This is a genomic window from Ensifer sp. NPDC090286 (assembly GCF_044769565.1).
Classification (GTDB): domain Bacteria; phylum Pseudomonadota; class Alphaproteobacteria; order Rhizobiales; family Rhizobiaceae; genus Ensifer.
The window spans coordinates 971969-990153 of record NZ_JBIVYF010000002.1 but is presented as its reverse complement, the minus strand read 5'-3'; the positions used below and the strand labels follow the sequence as shown (position 1 = coordinate 990153).

The window sequence follows — 18185 nt, the reverse complement described above, 5'->3', positions numbered from 1 at the left end:
CATGCGGTTTCCTCCGGTTCCGTACCGGCGATTATCGACAAAAGTGCGCGCGGCTGCCGGCAAAATCGCGTGATCGCGCCGTGATGCCGCGCCTCGGTGCTCCGATCTGGCGAACCCGCTGCGGCCAAACCTTTCAGGTTCGTGTCAGGTTAGGGTGGCTTGTGTGGTGCATCGATCGCTCCGGGGACAGAGGCGATTGCCCTCTCCTTTGGCGTGCCCCGGAAAAGAAAGGAAAATGCGAATGGTTGGCAAGGCCCCGCATCTACACGTGCACGACAACAGCCATCGCCGGGATGAGGTTTTCGCGGCACCGGACCAGAATGTCGGCGACTTCGCCTTCAATGCCACCGTGGCTGCCGTCTTCGACGACATGGTCAGCCGCTCGGTTCCCTATTACGGCGAAATCCAGCGGATGGTCTGCGAGCTCGCCAGCGACTTTGCCGAAGCCGACACCAACCTCTACGACATCGGCTGCTCGACGGCGACGACGCTGCTCGGGCTGGACGCCATGGTCGATCCTGCCGTGCGCTTCGTCGGCATCGACAACGCGCCGGACATGATCGAGAAGGCGAAGGAAAAGATCGCCCAGGCAAACTCCAACCGGGCGATCGACCTCAGGGGAGGCGACCTGCACCAGGGCATCGAGATCCACAATGCCAGCGCCGTCCTGATGCTTCTGACCCTGCAGTTCGTGCGCCCCCTCTATCGCGAGCGGGTCATGCGCTCGATCTATGATGGTCTCAACGAGCGCGGCGCTCTGCTGCTCGTCGAAAAGCTGACCAGCGAGGACTCGACGTTCAATCGCCTGTTCATCGAGCACTACTACGACTACAAGCGCCGCAACGGCTATTCCGAGATCGAGATCGCCAAGAAGCGCGAGGCGCTTGAAAACGTCCTCATTCCCTATCGCCTGGAGGAAAATTTCCAGCTTCTGAAGGAGGTGGGCTTCCGCAGCGTCGAAGTGTTTTTCCGCTGGTACAATTTCTGCGGCATTATCGCGATCAAGTAGGACGGACAGACCATGATCGCGATCGGCAATTTTCTCTTCCGCTTCCGCAACCAGTTGTTCCCCGCGATCATCGTGGTGTTGTTCCTGCTGATGCCGCCGCCGGCATTGGTGTTGGACAATCCGCTGCTGACGCTGGCCAAGGACGCGGTCGCGATTCTCGTCATCCTGGCCGGCCTGGCACTGCGCGCGACGGTCGTCGGCTACAAGTACATCCAGCGTGGTGGCCTGAAAAAGAAGGTCTACGCCAAGGACCTGGTGACCGAGGGCATGTTCGGCGTTTGTCGGAACCCGCTCTATGTCGGCAATATGCTGCTCTACTCCGGCGTCTTTCTGCTGCACGGCAACCCGATGCTCATCGTGATCGGTATCGGGCTCTTTGCCTTCATGTACCAGTGCATCGTTTATGCGGAGGAGGCCTTCCTGCTTCGCACCTTCGGCGACGCCTATCGCGCCTATTGCCGCGATGTGCCGCGCTGGATGCTGCGCCTCTCCAACTTCAGCCAGTCGACGGAAGGCATGACGTTCAACATCAGGCGTGTCGTCGGCAAGGACTATTCGACCGTCTCGGCGGCTATGATCGCGGTGCTGGCGACAGAGATGTACAAGTTCGCGACCTACGAGTCGTCTAGCCAAAATGCCGGCGTGCTGGCTGTTCTCGGCGGCGCGATGGCGCTGGTCGGGATCGCGACGGCTGTCATCAGCTACAAGAAGCGGCGCGGGGCCTTTCGCGATCCCGTTGCCTCCTGAAATCCTCGCTTTTCTGCGCCTTGAGGGCGGCGGCCGAGACGGGCCGCCGTCATCGCATTTCTCCGCTTGGCGGCTCAAGGACTTGACGCCCATCCCCGATCGACCCTAGGCAAGGACGAACAAGTGTCCGGTGATATCTTGAGAGTCCTACTAGTCGAAGACGATCAGGTTCTGGGGGAGGCGCTGCGCGACCATGTCGCCGCGGCCGGCCATGCGGTGGACTGGTTCAAGCGCGTGCTCGATGCGGTGGCTGCGACCGACACGGTAACCTACGGACTGATCCTGCTCGATCTCAGGCTGCCCGACGGCGATGGACTGATGCTTCTGCGTTCGCTGCGCGCACGTGGCGACGGCACGCCGGTGATCATCCTGACGGCGCATGACCAGATATCCGACCGGATCGAGGGGCTCAACAGCGGCGCGGACGACTATCTGGTCAAGCCTTTCGACCTCAATGAACTGACGGCCCGCATGCTGGCCGTTTCCAGGCGCTACTCCGGCAACGCCGCGCCGACGGTCAAGCTGCCCGGTATCGAGATCGACCAGGTTCGCCGCAAGATCGCCGTCAACGGCGACAGCCAGAACCTGAGCGCCCGCGAATGGGCCGTGCTGGACAAACTGGTCGCGCATCCCGGCGCGCTCGTTTCCAAGGCGCAGCTGCACGATGCGCTTTACGCCTTTGGCGCCGAGATCGAAAGCAATACGGTCGAGGTCTATATCAGCCGCCTGCGCAAGAAGATCGGGCCGGATCGGATCGAGACCGTGCGCGGCCTCGGCTACTGCCTCAGGTGATCGCATGTCCGACAAGAGGAGCATGACCCGCAGACTGGCGATTGCCCTTACCGGCATCGTTGCCCTCTTCTGGTTCGTTGCGCTCGGACTTGGCGTCTACGTGATGCAGGACGAGTTCACCGAAATCTTCGACAGCGGCGTGCAGGAAACGGCCGAGCGATTGCTGCAGATCGTCGCCGACGACGTCGCCAGAGACGCGGCGGACGGCGCGCCAAAAGCCTCCGTCGTGGCACCGGCGCTCAATGCGCAATATCTCACCTATCAGGTGCGCGACCGCGATGGCCGTGTCCTGTTTGACGACGGCGCGCCGGAGCCCTTTGCCGTTCCCCTTGCGACAGGCTTCTCGCAGACCGCCACCCATCGGATCTACACGGCCGGCAACACCGACGGATCGCTCTACGTGCAGGTTGCCGATGCGATGGAGCATCGGACAGAAGCGCTGATGGAAGGCGGAACAGCGCTGCTTCTGCCGTTGCTCGTCCTGATACCGGGAAGCATCCTTGCGATCGTCTTCGTCGTCCGCAGCACGCTGTCGCCCGTCTCGCAGCTGCGCGACGACATCCTGACCAAGGACAGCGGCAACCTGGCGCCGATCGACGAGGCGACGCTGCCACGTGAATTGCGCGCGATCGCCCGTTCCGTGAACCTGCTTTTGGTGCGGCTGAAGGCAGGCCTGGAGGCGGAGCGGGAATTCACATCGAACAGCGCCCATGAACTGCGGACCCCGATTGCCGGGGCGCTCGCGCAGACCCAACGGCTGGCACGCGAGGTGCCGCCGGCATACCAGCCGAGAACCGCCCAGATCGAACGGGCGCTCGTGCATCTGAGCCGGCTTGCCGAGAAGCTGCTGCAGATGTCGCGCGCCGAGGCCGAGATTGCCATTTCGGACGAGCAGCACGATTTGCTGCCGGTCTTGATGGTGGTGATGCAGGACCTGGAGCGCTCGGCGCTCGGGGCTAACCGCCTGAATGTTCAGGTCGCCAAGGGCACCGTGCTCGAACGCCCGATTCGGGTGGACGCCTTTGCGATCGTTTTGCGCAATCTTCTCGAAAACGCGCTGATCCACAGCCCGCCGGGCAGCCGCGTCGATCTCCATGTCGACCCGATGGGTATCCGCGTCACCAACGAAAGCGCTGTCGTCGCCGCCGACGTCCGCGCCAACCTGACCAAACGCTTCGTTCGCGGCGCGACCGAGGCTTCCGGTTCCGGGCTCGGCCTTGCCATCGTTGAGCGGCTGGTCGAGCAGATGCAGGGCGAATTGCGGATCGCTTCGCCAGCGCGGGGCAGAACGCAGGGTTTTGAGGTGGAAGTCCGCCTTTGATGGCTCGCCGGTGAACCCGGCGGTGTCTGAGCCAAGGGGTTCGTGGCTATCGATCACGGCGACGCGGTGGAAGGACGAGTAACCGGGGCGCCTGGAACGGCAACCCGGTTGCCTCTAGACCTTACTGCTGGTCGAGCGCCCGGGTGAGGCTCAGCGCGGCGATCGTGCAGATTGCACCCGAAATCAGGTAGCCGCCGATGAAGATGATGCCGAAGCTGCTGGCAAGGCCGAGCGCCACGAGCGGCGCGAAGGCCGCACCGACGAGCCAGGCGAGATCCGAGGTCAAAGCAGCACCCGTGTACCGGTAATACTGGGTGAAGCGCGAGGAGACAGCGCCCGAGGACTGGCCGAAGGAAAGGCCGAGGATGGCGAAGCCGATCAGGATGTAGGCGTCCTGGCCCTTGCCGCCGGCATCGAGCAGGAACGGGGCCGAGAAGCTGAAGATCGCGATCAGGATCGCACCGATCATCAGCTGGTTGCGGCGGCCGACCCGGTCGGCAATCACGCCCGAAAGCACGATGCCAATGGCACCGACGACAGCACCTGCCACCTGAACCCACAGGAATTCAGCCGCCGACTGGCCGCCATTGAGCGTCACCCAGCTTAAGGGGAAGATGGTGACGAGGTGGAACATCGCAAAGCTTGCAAGCGGCACGAAGGCGCCGAGCACAACGTCGATGCTGTGTTTGCTCAGCATCTCGAAGATCGGCCGTGCCTCGAGCTCTTTGGCTTCCATGGCGGCGCCGAACTCTTTGCTGGCGACGATGCGAAGGCGGGCAAAGAGCGCCACGACGTTGATCGCAAAGGCGACGAAGAAGGGATAGCGCCAGCCCCAGGCGAGGAAATCTTCCTGCGAAAGGTTGCTGACGAAGTAGCCGAAGAGGATGCTCGCAAGCGCAAAGCCGATCGGCGCGCCGAGCTGCGGGATCATCGCGTACCAGCCACGGTGATTCTGGGGCGCATTGAGGTTCAGCAGCGATGCAAGGCCATCCCAGGCGCCGCCAAGCGCAAAGCCCTGTCCGAGCCGGAACAACGCCAGGAGCGCGACGGCCCAATATCCGATCGTGTCATAGCCGGGCAGGAAGGCGATCGACGCCGTCGAGCCACCGAGAATGACGAGTGCGATCGTCAGCTTCGTGCCGCGCCCGTAGTTGCGGTCGACCCACATGAAGACGAAGGAGCCGACCGGGCGAGCGAGGAAAGCAAGCGGGAACAGCGCGAAGGACATCAGCGTCGCGGTGACCGCATTGGGTGCGAACGGGAAGATTAGCTTCGGGAAAACGAGGATCGAGCCGAGGCCGTAGACGAAGAAGTCGAAGAACTCCGAGGTTCGCCCAATGACCACGCCGATGGCGATGCTGCCGGGGGACAGAGGCTTGTCGTCCTCGTGAATGCGACGTGCGTCCCGTTCGAGACCAGACGATGTTGGGTTAGCGACCGAAACCATGAATTTCTCCGACGAACGAACGTCTTGTCGTTAGAGTGTTGACCAATTGGCGTCTGATATCAAGAATGCCGTGCACGTACATGCGCACATGCCTCATTCGAGTTCGTGCCTAACGTTCGCTGGAACAGCCGGCATCGAACCGACAATAAGCCTTTGCGCCCGTACAAACGCGCATAGAGCGATACGGTCCTCACTGCACTGCGGCAAAATGTTGCGCTGCGACGATGGACCTCACTTCCATGCGCGATCATGCCCGAGTAATGCCGACTAGACAAAACGCAAGTTGAGGCCGCAATGCCGAAGCCATATAGTTTAGCCGGACGATCGATGATTGCCGTCCTGTTGCTCTCCGTTCTCTCGGGATGCAACATGGTGGTGATGTCGCCTTCCGGTGACATCGCCGCGCAGCAGCGGGATCTGATCGTTATTTCGACGGTCCTGATGCTGTTGATCATCGTTCCCGTCCTCTTCCTGACGCTGTTCTTTGCCTGGCGCTATCGCCAGTCGAACACGGCCGCCAAGTATGATCCGGAATGGCACCATTCCACCGGCCTCGAAGTCATCATCTGGTCGGCGCCGCTCGCCATCATCATCGCGCTCGGCGCGATCACCTGGGTCAGCACCCACAAGCTCGACCCCTATCGACCGCTCGATCGGATCGATGCGGCGCGCCCGGTGACCGAAGAGATGAAGCCGATCACGGTCGAAGTCGTCGCGCTCGACTGGAAATGGCTGTTCTTCTATCCGGAATACGGCATCGCCACGGTGAACGAGATGGCGGCGCCGGTCGACGTGCCGATCAATTTCAAGATCACCGCCTCCTCGGTGATGAATTCGTTCTATGTTCCCGCGCTCGCCGGCATGATCTATGCCATGCCCGGCATGCAGACCAAGCTGCACGCCGTGATCAACAAGCCAGGCGAATACGAGGGCCTTTCGTCCAACTACAGCGGCGACGGCTTCTCGCACATGCGCTTCAAGTTCCACGGTGTGGACCAGGCCGGCTTTGACGCCTGGGTTGCCCGGGTCAAGCAGAACGGCACGATGCTCAATCGCGACGCCTACCTGAAGCTCGAAAAGCCGAGCGTGAAGGAGCCGGTGCGCTACTACGCTTCCGTCGACGACAGTCTCTATGAAGCCGTTCTCAACATGTGCGTGCGCGAAGGCCAGATGTGCATGAAGGATATGATGCACATCGACATGATGGGCGGAGCCGGCGTCGAAAGCCATGAGAACCGGGCCAAGCTCGAGCACGACAACCGCCATGTGGGTGGTGTGACCGAAGCGGCCGCACCGGCTGCGACCTTCCCCGAAACCGGCAATCCCGCCAAGAGCGAGGAACCGGCCGAGGGCGTCAAGGAAGAGCAGCCTGCACCATCGGCAGAGCCGATGAACCACGACATGCACAAGACGCAGTAGGACTTTCGCGCGCTCGCAGGCTTCGATCCAGCGAGCGCCAAGGCCTTTTGGGCCGCAATTCGAGACATATTGGAAGACCCATGTTTGGTGACACCAGCCTCACGCAATTCATCTTCGGGCGGCTTACCTGGGAAGCGATCCCCTATCACGAGCCGATCCTTGTCGCGACCTTCGCGGCCGTGGCCGTCGGTGGCCTGACGATCGTCGCGCTGATCACGAAGTACAAGCTCTGGGGCTATCTCTGGCACGAGTGGTTCACATCGGTCGATCACAAGAAGATCGGCATCATGTACATCATCCTGGCGATCGTCATGCTTCTGCGCGGCTTTGCCGACGCGATCATGATGCGCCTGCAGCAGGCGATCGCCTTCAACGGCAACGAGGGCTACCTCAACCCGCACCATTACGACCAGATCTTCACGGCGCACGGCGTGATCATGATCTTCTTCGTGGCGATGCCCTTCGTCACCGGTTTCATGAACTATGTCGTGCCGCTGCAGATCGGCGCGCGTGACGTTTCGTTCCCCTTCCTCAACAATTTCTCGTTCTGGATGACGACAGGCGGCGCGGTCATCATCATGATGTCGCTGTTCGTCGGTGAATTCGCGCGCACCGGCTGGCTCGCCTATCCGCCGCTCTCGGGTGCGGACTACAGTCCCGGCGTCGGTGTCGACTATTACATCTGGGGCTTGCAGGTCGCGGGTGTCGGCACGACGCTATCAGGTATCAACCTGATTGCGACCATCGTGAAGATGCGCGCTCCGGGCATGACCTTCATGAAGATGCCGGTCTTCACCTGGACCTCGCTCTGCACCAACATCCTGATCGTCGCGACCTTCCCGATCCTGACGGCGACACTGGCGCTGTTGTCGCTCGACCGCTACCTCGGCTTCAACTTCTTCACCAATGACCTTGGTGGCAATCCGATGATGTACGTCAACCTCATCTGGATCTGGGGCCACCCGGAAGTCTACATCCTGATCCTGCCGGCCTTCGGCATCTTCTCCGAGGTCGTCGCGACCTTCTGCGGCAAACGTCTGTTCGGCTACACCTCGATGGTCTACGCCACCTGCGTGATCATGATCCTGTCCTACCTTGTGTGGCTGCATCACTTCTTCACGATGGGTTCGGGTGCCTCGGTCAACGCCTTCTTCGGCATCACCACGATGATCATCTCGATCCCGACGGGCGCGAAGATGTTCAACTGGCTCTTCACCATGTATCGCGGGCGCATCCGCTACGAACTGCCGATGCTGTGGACGATCGGCTTCATGGTCACCTTCGTGATCGGCGGCATGACCGGTGTCATGCTGGCCATTCCCCCGGCGGACTTCGTGCTGCACAACTCGCTGTTCCTCATCGCCCACTTCCACAACGTCATCATCGGCGGCGTGCTGTTCGGGTTGATGGCCGGCGTCGTCTACTGGTGGCCGAAGGCCTTCGGCTACAAGCTCGATTACTTCTGGGGCGCGATGAGCTTCTGGTTCTGGCAGATCGGCTTCTTCTTTGCCTTCATGCCGCTCTATGTGCTCGGCCTGATGGGCGTTACCCGTCGCGTCAGCCAGTTCGAAGACCCGTCGCTGCAGATCTGGTTCATCATCGCCGCCTTTGGTGCGATCCTGATCGCCATCGGCATCGCGTCCTTCATCATCCAGCTCGTCGTCAGCTATCTGCGCCGCGATCAGCTGCGCGAAACCTCGGGGGATGCCTGGGACGGCCGCACGCTCGAATGGTCGACCTCGTCGCCGCCGCCGGACTACAACTTCGCCTTCACGCCCGTCGTGCATGACCACGACAGCTGGTACGACATGAAGAGCCGCGGTTACGAGCGCCCGCTCAAAGGCTTCAAGCCGATCCACATGCCGAAGAACACCGGCACGGGCGTCATTCTCTCCGGCCTCAGCGTCGTGCTCGCCTTCGCGTTGATCTGGTACATCTGGTGGCTGGCGGCGGTATCCTTCGTCGCTCTGATCGCCGTCTCCATCGGTCACACCTTCAACTACAACCGTGATTTCTTCATTCCCGCGGAAACCGTCGCGGCGACCGAAGACGCACGCTCGAAGCTGCTTGCGGAACGGATCTGAAACGATGAGCCAAACCCAAGTCCAAGAAACAGAAAAGCCGCAGTTCTACCTGAAGGAAGATCATCACCCGGAGCACAGCACCATGCTGGGTTTCTGGCTCTACCTGATGAGCGACTGCCTGATCTTCGCCGTTCTCTTCGCCACGCACGGCGTGGTTGGCCGCAACTATGCGGCAGGTCCGGCGCCGGCCGACCTGTTCGACCTCAACCTCATCGCCATCAACACGGCGATGCTCCTGTTCTCGTCGATCACCTACGGCTTTGCCATGCTCCAGATGGAGCGCAACGCCAAGATGGAGACGCTGTTCTGGCTCGGCGTCACCGGCGTGTTCGGCGCGATCTTCCTCGCGCTCGAGCTCTATGAGTTCTACCACCTGATCCACGAGGGTGCCGGTCCGACGCGTTCGGCCTTCCTGTCCTCGTTCTTCACGCTGGTCGGCACGCACGGCCTGCACGTCACCTTCGGCATCATCTGGTTGATCACGCTGATGGTGCAGGTCAAGAAACATGGACTGAATCCGGAGAACCGCCGTCGTCTGATGTGCCTCTCCATGTTCTGGCACTTCCTCGACGTCATCTGGATCGGCGTCTTCTCCTTCGTCTATCTGTTGGGAGTACTCGGATGAGTTCGCAGCATCCTGGCCACGAAAGCGCGTTCGAGCCTCATCACGCACACAGCCATCCGGGCGACGCTGCCGGGCATGGTTCGCTCAAGAGCTACATGACGGGCTTCATCCTGTCGGTGATCCTGACGGCCATCCCGTTCTGGCTGGTCATGGGCGGCGTGCTCGACAGCAAGCTGCTGACGGCCGTGCTCGTCATGGGCATCGGCGTCGTGCAGATCGTCGTGCACGTTATCTACTTCCTGCACATGAACGCCCGTTCGGAAGGCGGCTGGACGCTGATGGCGCTGATCTTCACGATCATCATCGTCGGCATCGCGCTCGCCGGCTCGCTCTGGGTCATGCATCACCTCAATACGAACATGATGCCGATGACCCACGAGATGATGAAGAACATGCCCTGATCGGGGGCGGGCAGACGCGAACATGACCGGCGGCCACGACGTGAAAGGGGAGGGTGCGAAGGCGTCCTCCCGCGCCCGTTTCCTTTTGACGGGCGCGCTCCTGCTTCTCGCCGTCGTCTTCGTCGCGCTCGGGACCTGGCAGATCCAGCGGCTCTTCTGGAAACTGGACCTGATCGCACGCGTCGATGCGCGCGTGCATGCGGCAGCACTGCCGGCCCCGGTGCGGCCGGATTGGGACAGCATCACCCCGGAGAAGGACGAATATCTTCGCGTCACGGCGACGGGCACCTTCAATCATGACCAATCGGTGCTGGTGCAGGCCGTAACCGAGCGGGGTGCCGGATTCTGGCTGCTAACGCCGCTGCACCGCGAAGACGGCACGATGGTTCTCGTCAACCGCGGCTTCGTGCCTGCCGACCGGCGTGATCGGGCTGATCGCGCGGAAGGCGAAGCACTAGGGTTGACCGGGGTCACCGGGCTTTTGCGCATCAGCGAACCGGGCGGCGCCTTTCTTCGATCCAACGATCCCGCAGGCGATCGCTGGTTTTCCCGCGATGTCGCAGCAATCGCGACGGCAAAAGGGCTGACGGATGTCGCCCCCTATTTCATCGATGCGGACGCGACGCAGAACCCTGGCGGCCTGCCGATCGGCGGTCTGACCGTCGTCAGCTTTCGCAACAGCCACCTCGTCTACGCGCTGACCTGGTTCGCCCTGGCCATCATGAGTGTAGCCGGCGTCTACATAGTCCACCGCAAGTCGACCAGATCGGATTAGGCCCGGCAGAAAGCGCGCGACGGGCATCCGGGCGACGCATGATGGCCGTCGTCTCCGGTTGGTTTCTGCGCTCCATGATCGGGATCCTCCAATGGGCGGGCAGCGATTCTCGCTGCTTGACGCCGAAAGTCTCGCCCGACGAATTGGATTGGAACCGCATTCCCTCCTGGGTTGAAATGCTGGCGCACCGTGCCCGGAATCGGCGAACGGCTCCATCTTTCGGCGCCAAAAAGTGTGACGAGTAAGCCACATAGGCTTTCGAGATGCGGCTTTCCGCAACAATGGTGAGTTGCAAGATTGACTCTTTCCCCACTGCTTAATTAGCTGCCTCCGCCGGGTGGGGCCCGGTATATTTTGGGGGTACTTATGGGGCTGTGGGCTGGCAACGCCACGAACGGACGAGTGTTTTCGTCCGCTTTTTTGCGTGGCGCTTTTCTGTCGTTCTTCGCGACGATCATGCTGTTGGTTTCGGCATTGAGCGCTTCGGCGCAGTCCGTTGAGATATCGGCCAACCCCACGACCTTCAACGCGCTCGGCGACACGATCAACTTCACCTATGTGATCAATCCCGGTGCCTACACGATTACCGGCGTTGATGCCGCGACCAGCGCGATCAAAGGCGTTGCCGTTTCGTGCGGCCCGGTCGGCAGCGGTTCGTCGCCGATAACCTGCACCGGTTCCTACCGGGTTGATGCCAACGACGTGATGTCCGGGCAATTGTCCGACTTCGTGCAATTCGCTGGCTCGCGCATCGGGGGCAATGGAAGGTTCAGCGCCACCAGCCCGACGATCGTCGTGCGTGCCGCAACAGGCGGCCCTGTTGTGCTCGACGTCGCCTCCTCGCCGAACCCGTCGCGTCCGGGAGACCCCGTATCTGTAACGGCCACGGTTTCGTCGATGGGCTGCAATGCCGGCCAGTCACCGCCGGGCAACGTGACGATTTCGATCGGTTCGCAATCGGCAACACTCGGGCTGACCCCGACGGGGCCCGTGAGCGCGTCCTCGTCGGCAACGTTCCATCCAACGACCTTGGCGAACGGCGAACACCCGGTTTCGGTCACCTATGGCGGTGGCAGCGGCTGCAGCACGGGCTCTGCAACAGGCGCGAACCATTGGGTCGATACCGAGCCCACCGTGACGATCAACCAGGCGACGGGCCAGGCCGATCCCAGCGCCAAGACGGCGATTGCGTTCGATGTGGTGTTCAACAAGTCCGTAACCGGCTTTACCGGCAGCGACGTCCAACTGTCGGGAACGGCAGGCGCCACGACGGCAAGCGTTTCCGGTTCGGGCGCCAACTATCGCGTTACTGTCAGCGGCATGTCACAGGCAGGCACGGTTACAGCCAGCATACCCGCTGGCAAAGCCCGGAGCGTTGCGGGCTTCCTCAATCTCGCTTCGACGAGCAGCGACAATACGATCACCTACGAGCCCATCGTCCTATCACCGTCAACGCTGCCGGCGCCGGTCTACAACCAGAACTACACTTCAGCGGACATTTCAGCGAGCGGCGGGTCTGGTACAAAGACCTTCGCTCGGACCTCCGGGGCACTGCCTGCCGGGATGTTCCTGCTGAATGACGGCGATCTTTTGGGAATACCGTCCGCCAGCGGCTCCTTCAATTTTACCGTGACCGCGACGGACGCCGAAGGATCGACTGCGTCACGCGCCTATACCGTGAACATCGCCGCCCCGGCGATCACGATCGGCCCGACCACACTTTCTGACGCCACATTCGGCGCAGCCTATTCTCAAGCGTTGGCGGGGGCCGGCGGAGCTAGCCCGTATCGCCTCGCCGTCACACAAGGGGCGATTCCCGCTGGATTGACATTGGCGAGCAACGGCACGCTGTCGGGAACGCCGACGGCGGCCGGTGGGTTCACCTTCACGGTTACTGCCACGGATGCCTACGGATCGACTGGCAGCCAGGTCCTCACGCTCAATGTCGCAGCGGTTGCACCGGATGCACCGGTCATCGGTACCGCCGTGGAAGGTGACCGCGCGGCGAAGGTCCATTTTTCGGCCCCGCCTGTGAATGGCGGCTCTGCGATCGCGAGCTATACGGTGACGTCCGATCCGGGCGGTTTCATAGGGACTGGGACGTCGAGTCCGATCGATGTTACCGGCCTCACGAACGGCACCAGCTACACGTTCACGGTGACAGCGACGAACGGTATTGGTATCGGTCCGGCGTCAGCCGCGTCGAATGCGGTGACGCCGAAGGCGACGCAGACGATCACGTTCGCCAATCCCGGTTCGCAGAACTACGGCACGTCTCCGACGTTGACGGCTTCGGCGAGTTCGAGCCTGCCGGTGAGCTTCACGTCGTCGACGACGGCTGTGTGCACGGTCGGTTCTGGTGGTTTGCTGGCCTTCGGTTCGGCCGGCACCTGCACGATCAGTGCCGACCAGACGGGTGACGGCACCTATCTTGCTGCGGTGACGGTGACGCAGAGCTTCACGGTGAACGCGGTTTCGCCAGGTGCGCCAACGGGGGCGGTTGCGACGGCGGGCGACAGCCAGGCGAGCATTGCCTTTGTCGCGCCTGTTAACACCGGCGGCGCGCCGATCTCGCGTTATGTCGTGACCTCGAGCCCGGGCGGTTTGACCGGAGACGCCACCTCCAGTCCGGTGGTCGTCGCCGGCCTCACCAACGGCATGAGCTATACCTTCACGGTGGTCGCGGAGAACGGCAGCACGCCCGGTCCGGCCTCGGCTGCCTCCAACGCGGTGACGCCGCGCACGATCCAGACGATCACCTTTGCCAATCCGGGCACGCAGAACTTCGGTACGACCCCGACCCTGACGGCGACGTCAGACTCCGGCCTGACGGTCAGCTTCACGTCGTCAACGCCGGCGGTCTGCACGATTTCGCCCGGCGGACTGCTCGCCTTCGCATCGACCGGCACCTGCACCGTCCTTGCCGACCAGGCGGGTGACAGCACCTATCTGCCGGCGATGCAGACCAGCCGCTCGTTCGTCGTCAACGCGGTCGTGCCGGATGCGCCGACCGGCGTTGTCGCCACGGCCGGCAACGCCTCGGCCGAGGTCGCCTTTGCAGCACCGGTCAACACCGGCGGCGCAGCGATCACCGATTACACCGTCACCGCCAGCCCCGGCGGCCTGAGCAAGACAGGTCCGGCAAGCCCGCTGACGGTCTCGGGCCTGAGCAACGGCACCAGCTATACGTTCACGGTGACCGCGACCAATAGCGTCGGCCCGGGCGCGGTCTCGGCCGCCTCCACTGCGGTGACGCCGAAGGGGCCGCAGACGATCAGCTTTGCCAATCCGGGATCGCAGGATTATGCGACACCGGTGAGCTTGAGCGCGAGCGCCAGCTCCGGACTGCCGGTCGCCTGGCAGTCCTCGACGCCCAATGTCTGCGTCGTCACTTCGGGTGGTGCCGTGAGCTTCCGCAACGGCGGCACCTGCACCATCGAGGTCTCTCAGGCCGGCGACAGCGCCTATCTGGCAGCCCCCACCGTCAGCCAGTCGTTCACCGTCTCGGCGCCGATCTTCGCCTTTACGCCGGCCGCCGGGGCTCTTTCGGTCGCAACCGTGGCGACGGCCTATAGCGAGAGCTTCGACGCCAGCGGCGGCACGGGGCCCTACAGCTATTCGCTCGCCAGCGGCAGCCTGCCGGCCGGGCTTACGCTCGATCCGTCGGGTGCGCTTGCCGGCACGCCGACCGAAGACGGCAGCTTCACCTTCACGGTTGCAGCGACCGACAGCTATGGCGCCACCGGAACCAGCGGCAGCTATAGCCTGACGGTGCGCATCCAGGCGCCGATCGCCAACGCGACAACGGCAACCGTTGCCGCCAACTCGTCGGCGAACGTGATTTCGCCCAATCTTACGGGCGGCACGGCCGCTTCGGTCGCCATCGTAGCGACCCCATCGCATGGCACGGCCACGGTGGCTGGAAACACGTTCAGCTACACGCCGGCGGCCGGCTTCTCCGGCGCTGACAGCTTCACCTATACGGCAACCAATACGACCGGCACATCCGCCCCGGCGACGGTTACGGTTACGGTGTCGCCGCCGACATTCGCCTTCACGCCTGCTGCGGGTGCGCTTGCTGGTGCTACGGTTGCCGATGCTTATGATCTGACGATCACCGCTGCCAACGGAACCGCTCCCTACACCTATGCGGTGACCGGCGGTGCACTTCCGGCTGGGGTGACGCTGGCAGCCGACGGCCGCCTGTCCGGAACGCCGACCAGCGATGGACCGGCAACGTTCACGGTGACGGCGACCGACGCGAACAATGCGACGGGCACGGCAAGCTATAGTCTCGCGGTCGCTGTAGAGGCGCCATCGGCCGGCCCGGTCGGCGCCACTGTCGCTGCGAACTCCAGCGCAAATGCCATTAGCCTCAATCTGACGGGCGGGGCGGCGACGTCGGTTGCGATCGCCACGGCGCCAGCGCATGGCATGGCGACGGTGACGGGGACAACGATCCTCTACACGCCGGCGGCCGGTTATTCGGGGGCGGACAGCTTCACCTACACGGCAACGAATGCGACCGGCACGTCGGCGCCGGCCACCGTTTCGGTTACGGTCTCGCCGCCGGTGCTGGTGTTGACGCCGGCAGGCGGGGCGCTTGCCAACGGCGTGCCCGGCGTTTCCTATAGCCAGAGCATTGCCGCCAGCGCCGGCACGGCCCCCTACAGCTACACGGTCTCGTCGGGTGCGCTGCCGGGCGGTCTCACGCTCGATGCATCGAGCGGGTCGATTTCAGGACGGCCTTCGGCCGACGGCGATTTCGGCTTCACCGTGACGGCGACGGACGCCCATGGCGCGACAGGCCAGGCCAGCTACCGGATCGCTGTTGCCTCCGCCAACATCGTCTTTACCCCGTCGCCCGGCAGCCTTCCGGACGCCATGGTCGGTGAGACCTATTCCGCGCCGATTTCCGCAAGCGGCGGCACCGGCGCGCTGATCTACAGCGTCAAGAGCGGTACTTTGCCGAAGGGCATGGTGCTCAACATCTCGACCGGCGAATTGACCGGGCCGGTTGCCGCCGATGCGGCGCCCGACACCTACGGCTTCACCATTGGCGTCGTCGACAGCCGCGGTGCCAGCGGTTCGGCCGCCTATACGCTGAAGCTGAACGCCCGCGCGGTGACGGTGCCCAATGTCGTCGTCGAGGTTCCGGCCGGTTCGACGCCGAAGGATGTCTATCTGAACGGTGGCGCCACCGGTGGTCCCTTCATCGACGCCTCGGTCGCCTCCGTCTCGCCGCCGATTGCAGGCCGCGCCGAGATCATCGAAGGCGAGCTTGCGGCCGCCGGCAGCTTCACGCCGGTCGGCTTCTATCTGAAGTTCACGCCGAACCCGTCATATTCCGGCTCGGCGGTGGTCAGCTACACCTTGAGAAGCGCGCTCGGCGCCTCCAATCTCGGCTCCGTCACCTATAAGATTGCGCTCGACCGTGTCGCAGCCGGCGAGGAGATCGACGGCCTGGTGCGCGATTTCGTGCGCAACCGGCAAAACATGCTGTCGTCGACGGTCAAGGTTCCGGGGCTGATCGAGCGCCGTCGGGCGGCGGCAAGCACAGATCCGGTGACGACGACTGTCACTCCGTCGGAGAAAGGCGCGCGGCTCGGGTTTTCCACCAGCCTGTCGCAGATCCAGGCGGCACGCGACGCCGCCGATGCGGCTGCGGCCGGCGGCAGCTTTGCTGCGACCGACCAGCCGTTCGACATCTGGATGGACGGCAGCTTCCTGTTCCACAAGGACAAGGATGACGAGAGCGACAAGTGGGGCAACTTCGCCCTGTTCTCGATCGGCGCCGACTATCTCGTCAACGAGCGGGCGCTGGTCGGCCTGTCGTTCCACTACGACTACATGAGCGATCCGACCGACGAGGATGCCGAACTTAAAGGCAACGGCTGGCTCGCCGGTCCCTATGCCTCGTTCGAAATCGGCCAGGGCGTCTTCCTCGATGCCAACCTGCTCTATGGCGGCTCGTCAAACGACATCGACACCGGCATCTTCACCGGCACCTTCGACACGACCCGCTGGATGGCGGACGTCAAGCTGACCGGCGAGTGGCAGCTCGACGAGATCACCGTGCTGACACCGAAGCTCAGAGCCGTCTACTTCAACGAAGAGGTCGACGACTACACCGTCAAGAACGCGCTTGGAGAGACGATCGACCTCAAGGGCTTCATCGAGGAACAGGCGCGCTTCAGCATCGGCTTTGATGTCGAGCGGACGCTGGAACTGGAAAACGGCCTGATCCTGTCGCCGACGATCGGCGCCGATGTCGGCTTTGCCTCGCTCGATGGCGAAGGCCTGTTTGGTCGGGTCTCGGCCGGGCTTGCCCTTTCCAACAACGACAACTGGGACCTCGACTTCTCGCTACTGTTCAACATCGAGGGTGACGGTTCGCAAGCCGCCGGCGCCAAAGTCGGCGCACGCGTCCGGTTCTGACGGCGGAAGCCCCGTCGCCTATCGACGGGGCTTCCGCAAAACATTAAAGATGAGTAATAGAGGAAGGAATTAGCCGGAGGCGTCGCCTCGTCCCTAGAGCATTGGATAAGCCTGGATGTCGTTTCAACCGCGGATGCAGAACAAGATTTCCGGGTTCAAGGTGGTCGGCGGGCTCAATCGGCGAGAGTGGAACGGCATCATCGCCGATGTCTGGGACGTCGAGTGCGAGGCGAGGGCAGGTGGCCACTATCTCTCGGATGATCCGCGCATGTTCATCGTGCTCGACGCCGAGGGCGGTAGCCGCTGCAATGTCAGGCTTTCGCCCGACGGGCGCGGCGCGGTCGCGAACGCGCACCAGCAGGCGCTTTCCTATATTCCAGCGGGCATGGAAATCTGGGCGGACATGGTCGATGTCAGGCGCATCCGTCACCTCGATTTGCATTTCAATCTCGATGTCCTCAGCCGGCGCCTGGCGGAAGATCTCGATGCTGGCCGTTGCGACACGCCGCGGCTGATGTTTCATGACGAGCGCTTTCTGCAACTCGCGCAATTGATCGCCGCCGAATGCGTCAACCCGCAGCCCTTGCACGATCTCTACGGCGATGGCCTCACGGTCGCCCTGTTCATCGACCTGATGAAACTCAACCGCAACGACGGCCGCAAACGCAGCCCGCTTGCGGCCTGGCAGCTTCGCCGTGCGGTTGAGTACATCGAAGAGAACTGGGGGCGCAACATCCGCCTGGAGGAATTGGCGTCCCTTGCCGGACTGTCGCAGTCGCATTTCAGCCATGCGTTCAAGGCGTCGACCGGCATGGCGCCGCACCAGTGGCAGACCAATGCACGGGTCGAAAGAGCCAAGGAATTGTTGCTGAAGAACGAGGCGTCGTTGACGACGGTTGCGGCCGAAACCGGCTTCTCCGATCAGGCGCACTTCACCCGGGTGTTCCGCAAAGTCGTAGGTGCCACGCCGGCAGCGTGGAAGCGCAACCGAACGGCCTGAGCAAGTGCCATCTTCCAAAGCAGTTGTTCGCAGTAAAGAGCCCAGGAACGTTCAATTTCCGCCGATCGCGACAAGAGTTGCCCGAATAGTTGATATAAACACTCATCTTATTAGAGGGTGTAAGCCG

General features: G+C 62.7%; 12 protein-coding genes. 11 read left to right on the top strand and 1 reads right to left on the bottom strand.

Annotated features, from left to right (window positions below):
• The first annotated feature begins 241 nt into the window (after positions 1-241).
• From cmoA to ACIQUG_RS14690, 4 genes are all read left to right on the top strand, one after another.
• Positions 242-1009 (top strand): carboxy-S-adenosyl-L-methionine synthase CmoA, encoded by a 768-nt coding sequence (cmoA, locus tag ACIQUG_RS14705; RefSeq protein ID WP_402322839.1) that lies wholly within the window; start codon positions 242-244, stop codon positions 1007-1009.
• Between the two features lie 12 nt (positions 1010-1021).
• Entirely contained in the window at positions 1022-1756 is a 735-nt protein-coding gene (locus ACIQUG_RS14700; RefSeq protein ID WP_402322836.1) for a methyltransferase family protein, read from the top strand.
• A gap of 138 nt (positions 1757-1894) precedes the next feature.
• Positions 1895-2548, top strand: coding sequence for a response regulator transcription factor (locus tag ACIQUG_RS14695; protein ID WP_402322833.1), 654 nt, complete (start codon positions 1895-1897; stop codon positions 2546-2548).
• A gap of 4 nt (positions 2549-2552) precedes the next feature.
• Positions 2553-3869: a sensor histidine kinase gene (locus tag ACIQUG_RS14690; RefSeq protein WP_402322830.1), complete on the top strand. Its 1317-nt coding sequence runs from the start codon at positions 2553-2555 to the stop codon at positions 3867-3869.
• Between the two features lie 121 nt (positions 3870-3990).
• On the opposite strand, the gene ACIQUG_RS14685 is transcribed toward ACIQUG_RS14690, so the two are convergent.
• Positions 3991-5316, bottom strand: a complete 1326-nt coding sequence (locus ACIQUG_RS14685; RefSeq protein WP_043621273.1) for an MFS transporter — start codon at positions 5314-5316, stop codon at positions 3991-3993.
• Positions 5317-5643: 327 nt separating this feature from the next.
• Here ACIQUG_RS14685 and cyoA point away from each other — a divergent pair, with 327 nt between their 5' ends.
• The 7 genes from cyoA to ACIQUG_RS14650 all read left to right on the top strand — a co-directional run bounded on the left by cyoA (position 5644) and on the right by ACIQUG_RS14650 (position 18058).
• A complete protein-coding gene (cyoA, locus tag ACIQUG_RS14680; protein ID WP_402322826.1) occupies positions 5644-6735 on the top strand; it encodes a ubiquinol oxidase subunit II in 1092 nt (363 codons plus the stop codon).
• Positions 6736-6815: 80 nt separating this feature from the next.
• Positions 6816-8819 carry a cytochrome o ubiquinol oxidase subunit I gene (gene cyoB / locus ACIQUG_RS14675; protein ID WP_402322823.1) on the top strand — a complete coding sequence of 668 codons (2004 nt, stop codon included), beginning with the start codon at positions 6816-6818 and terminating at the stop codon, positions 8817-8819.
• A 4-nt stretch (positions 8820-8823) separates the two neighbouring features.
• On the top strand, positions 8824-9444 hold the full coding sequence (cyoC, locus tag ACIQUG_RS14670; RefSeq protein ID WP_192449924.1) for a cytochrome o ubiquinol oxidase subunit III: 621 nt from the start codon (positions 8824-8826) through the stop codon (positions 9442-9444).
• The gene (cyoD, locus tag ACIQUG_RS14665; RefSeq protein ID WP_043621262.1) at positions 9441-9845 is read left to right on the top strand and encodes a cytochrome o ubiquinol oxidase subunit IV; all 405 of its coding nucleotides are present in this window, start codon (positions 9441-9443) and stop codon (positions 9843-9845) included. Before cyoC ends, cyoD begins: the two co-directional genes overlap by 4 nt.
• A 22-nt stretch (positions 9846-9867) precedes the next feature.
• Positions 9868-10620, top strand: a complete 753-nt coding sequence (locus ACIQUG_RS14660) for an SURF1 family protein (RefSeq protein WP_402322818.1) — start codon at positions 9868-9870, stop codon at positions 10618-10620.
• A gap of 402 nt (positions 10621-11022) precedes the next feature.
• Complete coding sequence (locus tag ACIQUG_RS14655) at positions 11023-17058, top strand: putative Ig domain-containing protein (protein WP_402322815.1); 6036 nt, start codon at positions 11023-11025, stop codon at positions 17056-17058.
• Positions 17059-17173: 115 nt separating this feature from the next.
• Complete coding sequence (locus ACIQUG_RS14650; RefSeq protein ID WP_402322811.1) at positions 17174-18058, top strand: helix-turn-helix domain-containing protein; 885 nt, start codon at positions 17174-17176, stop codon at positions 18056-18058.
• The last annotated feature ends 127 nt before the right edge of the window (positions 18059-18185 follow it).

Coding starts and splice junctions, on each gene's coding strand:
- cmoA (WP_402322839.1), top strand. CDS start 242: ATGGTTGGCAAGGCCCCGCATCTACACGTGCACGACAACAGCCATCGC.
- ACIQUG_RS14700 (WP_402322836.1), top strand. CDS start 1,022: ATGATCGCGATCGGCAATTTTCTCTTCCGCTTCCGCAACCAGTTGTTC.
- ACIQUG_RS14690 (WP_402322830.1), top strand. CDS start 2,553: ATGTCCGACAAGAGGAGCATGACCCGCAGACTGGCGATTGCCCTTACC.
- ACIQUG_RS14685 (WP_043621273.1), bottom strand. CDS start 5,316: ATGGTTTCGGTCGCTAACCCAACATCGTCTGGTCTCGAACGGGACGCA.
- cyoA (WP_402322826.1), top strand. CDS start 5,644: ATGATTGCCGTCCTGTTGCTCTCCGTTCTCTCGGGATGCAACATGGTG.
- cyoB (WP_402322823.1), top strand. CDS start 6,816: ATGTTTGGTGACACCAGCCTCACGCAATTCATCTTCGGGCGGCTTACC.
- cyoC (WP_192449924.1), top strand. CDS start 8,824: ATGAGCCAAACCCAAGTCCAAGAAACAGAAAAGCCGCAGTTCTACCTG.
- cyoD (WP_043621262.1), top strand. CDS start 9,441: ATGAGTTCGCAGCATCCTGGCCACGAAAGCGCGTTCGAGCCTCATCAC.
- ACIQUG_RS14660 (WP_402322818.1), top strand. CDS start 9,868: ATGACCGGCGGCCACGACGTGAAAGGGGAGGGTGCGAAGGCGTCCTCC.
- ACIQUG_RS14650 (WP_402322811.1), top strand. CDS start 17,174: ATGTCGTTTCAACCGCGGATGCAGAACAAGATTTCCGGGTTCAAGGTG.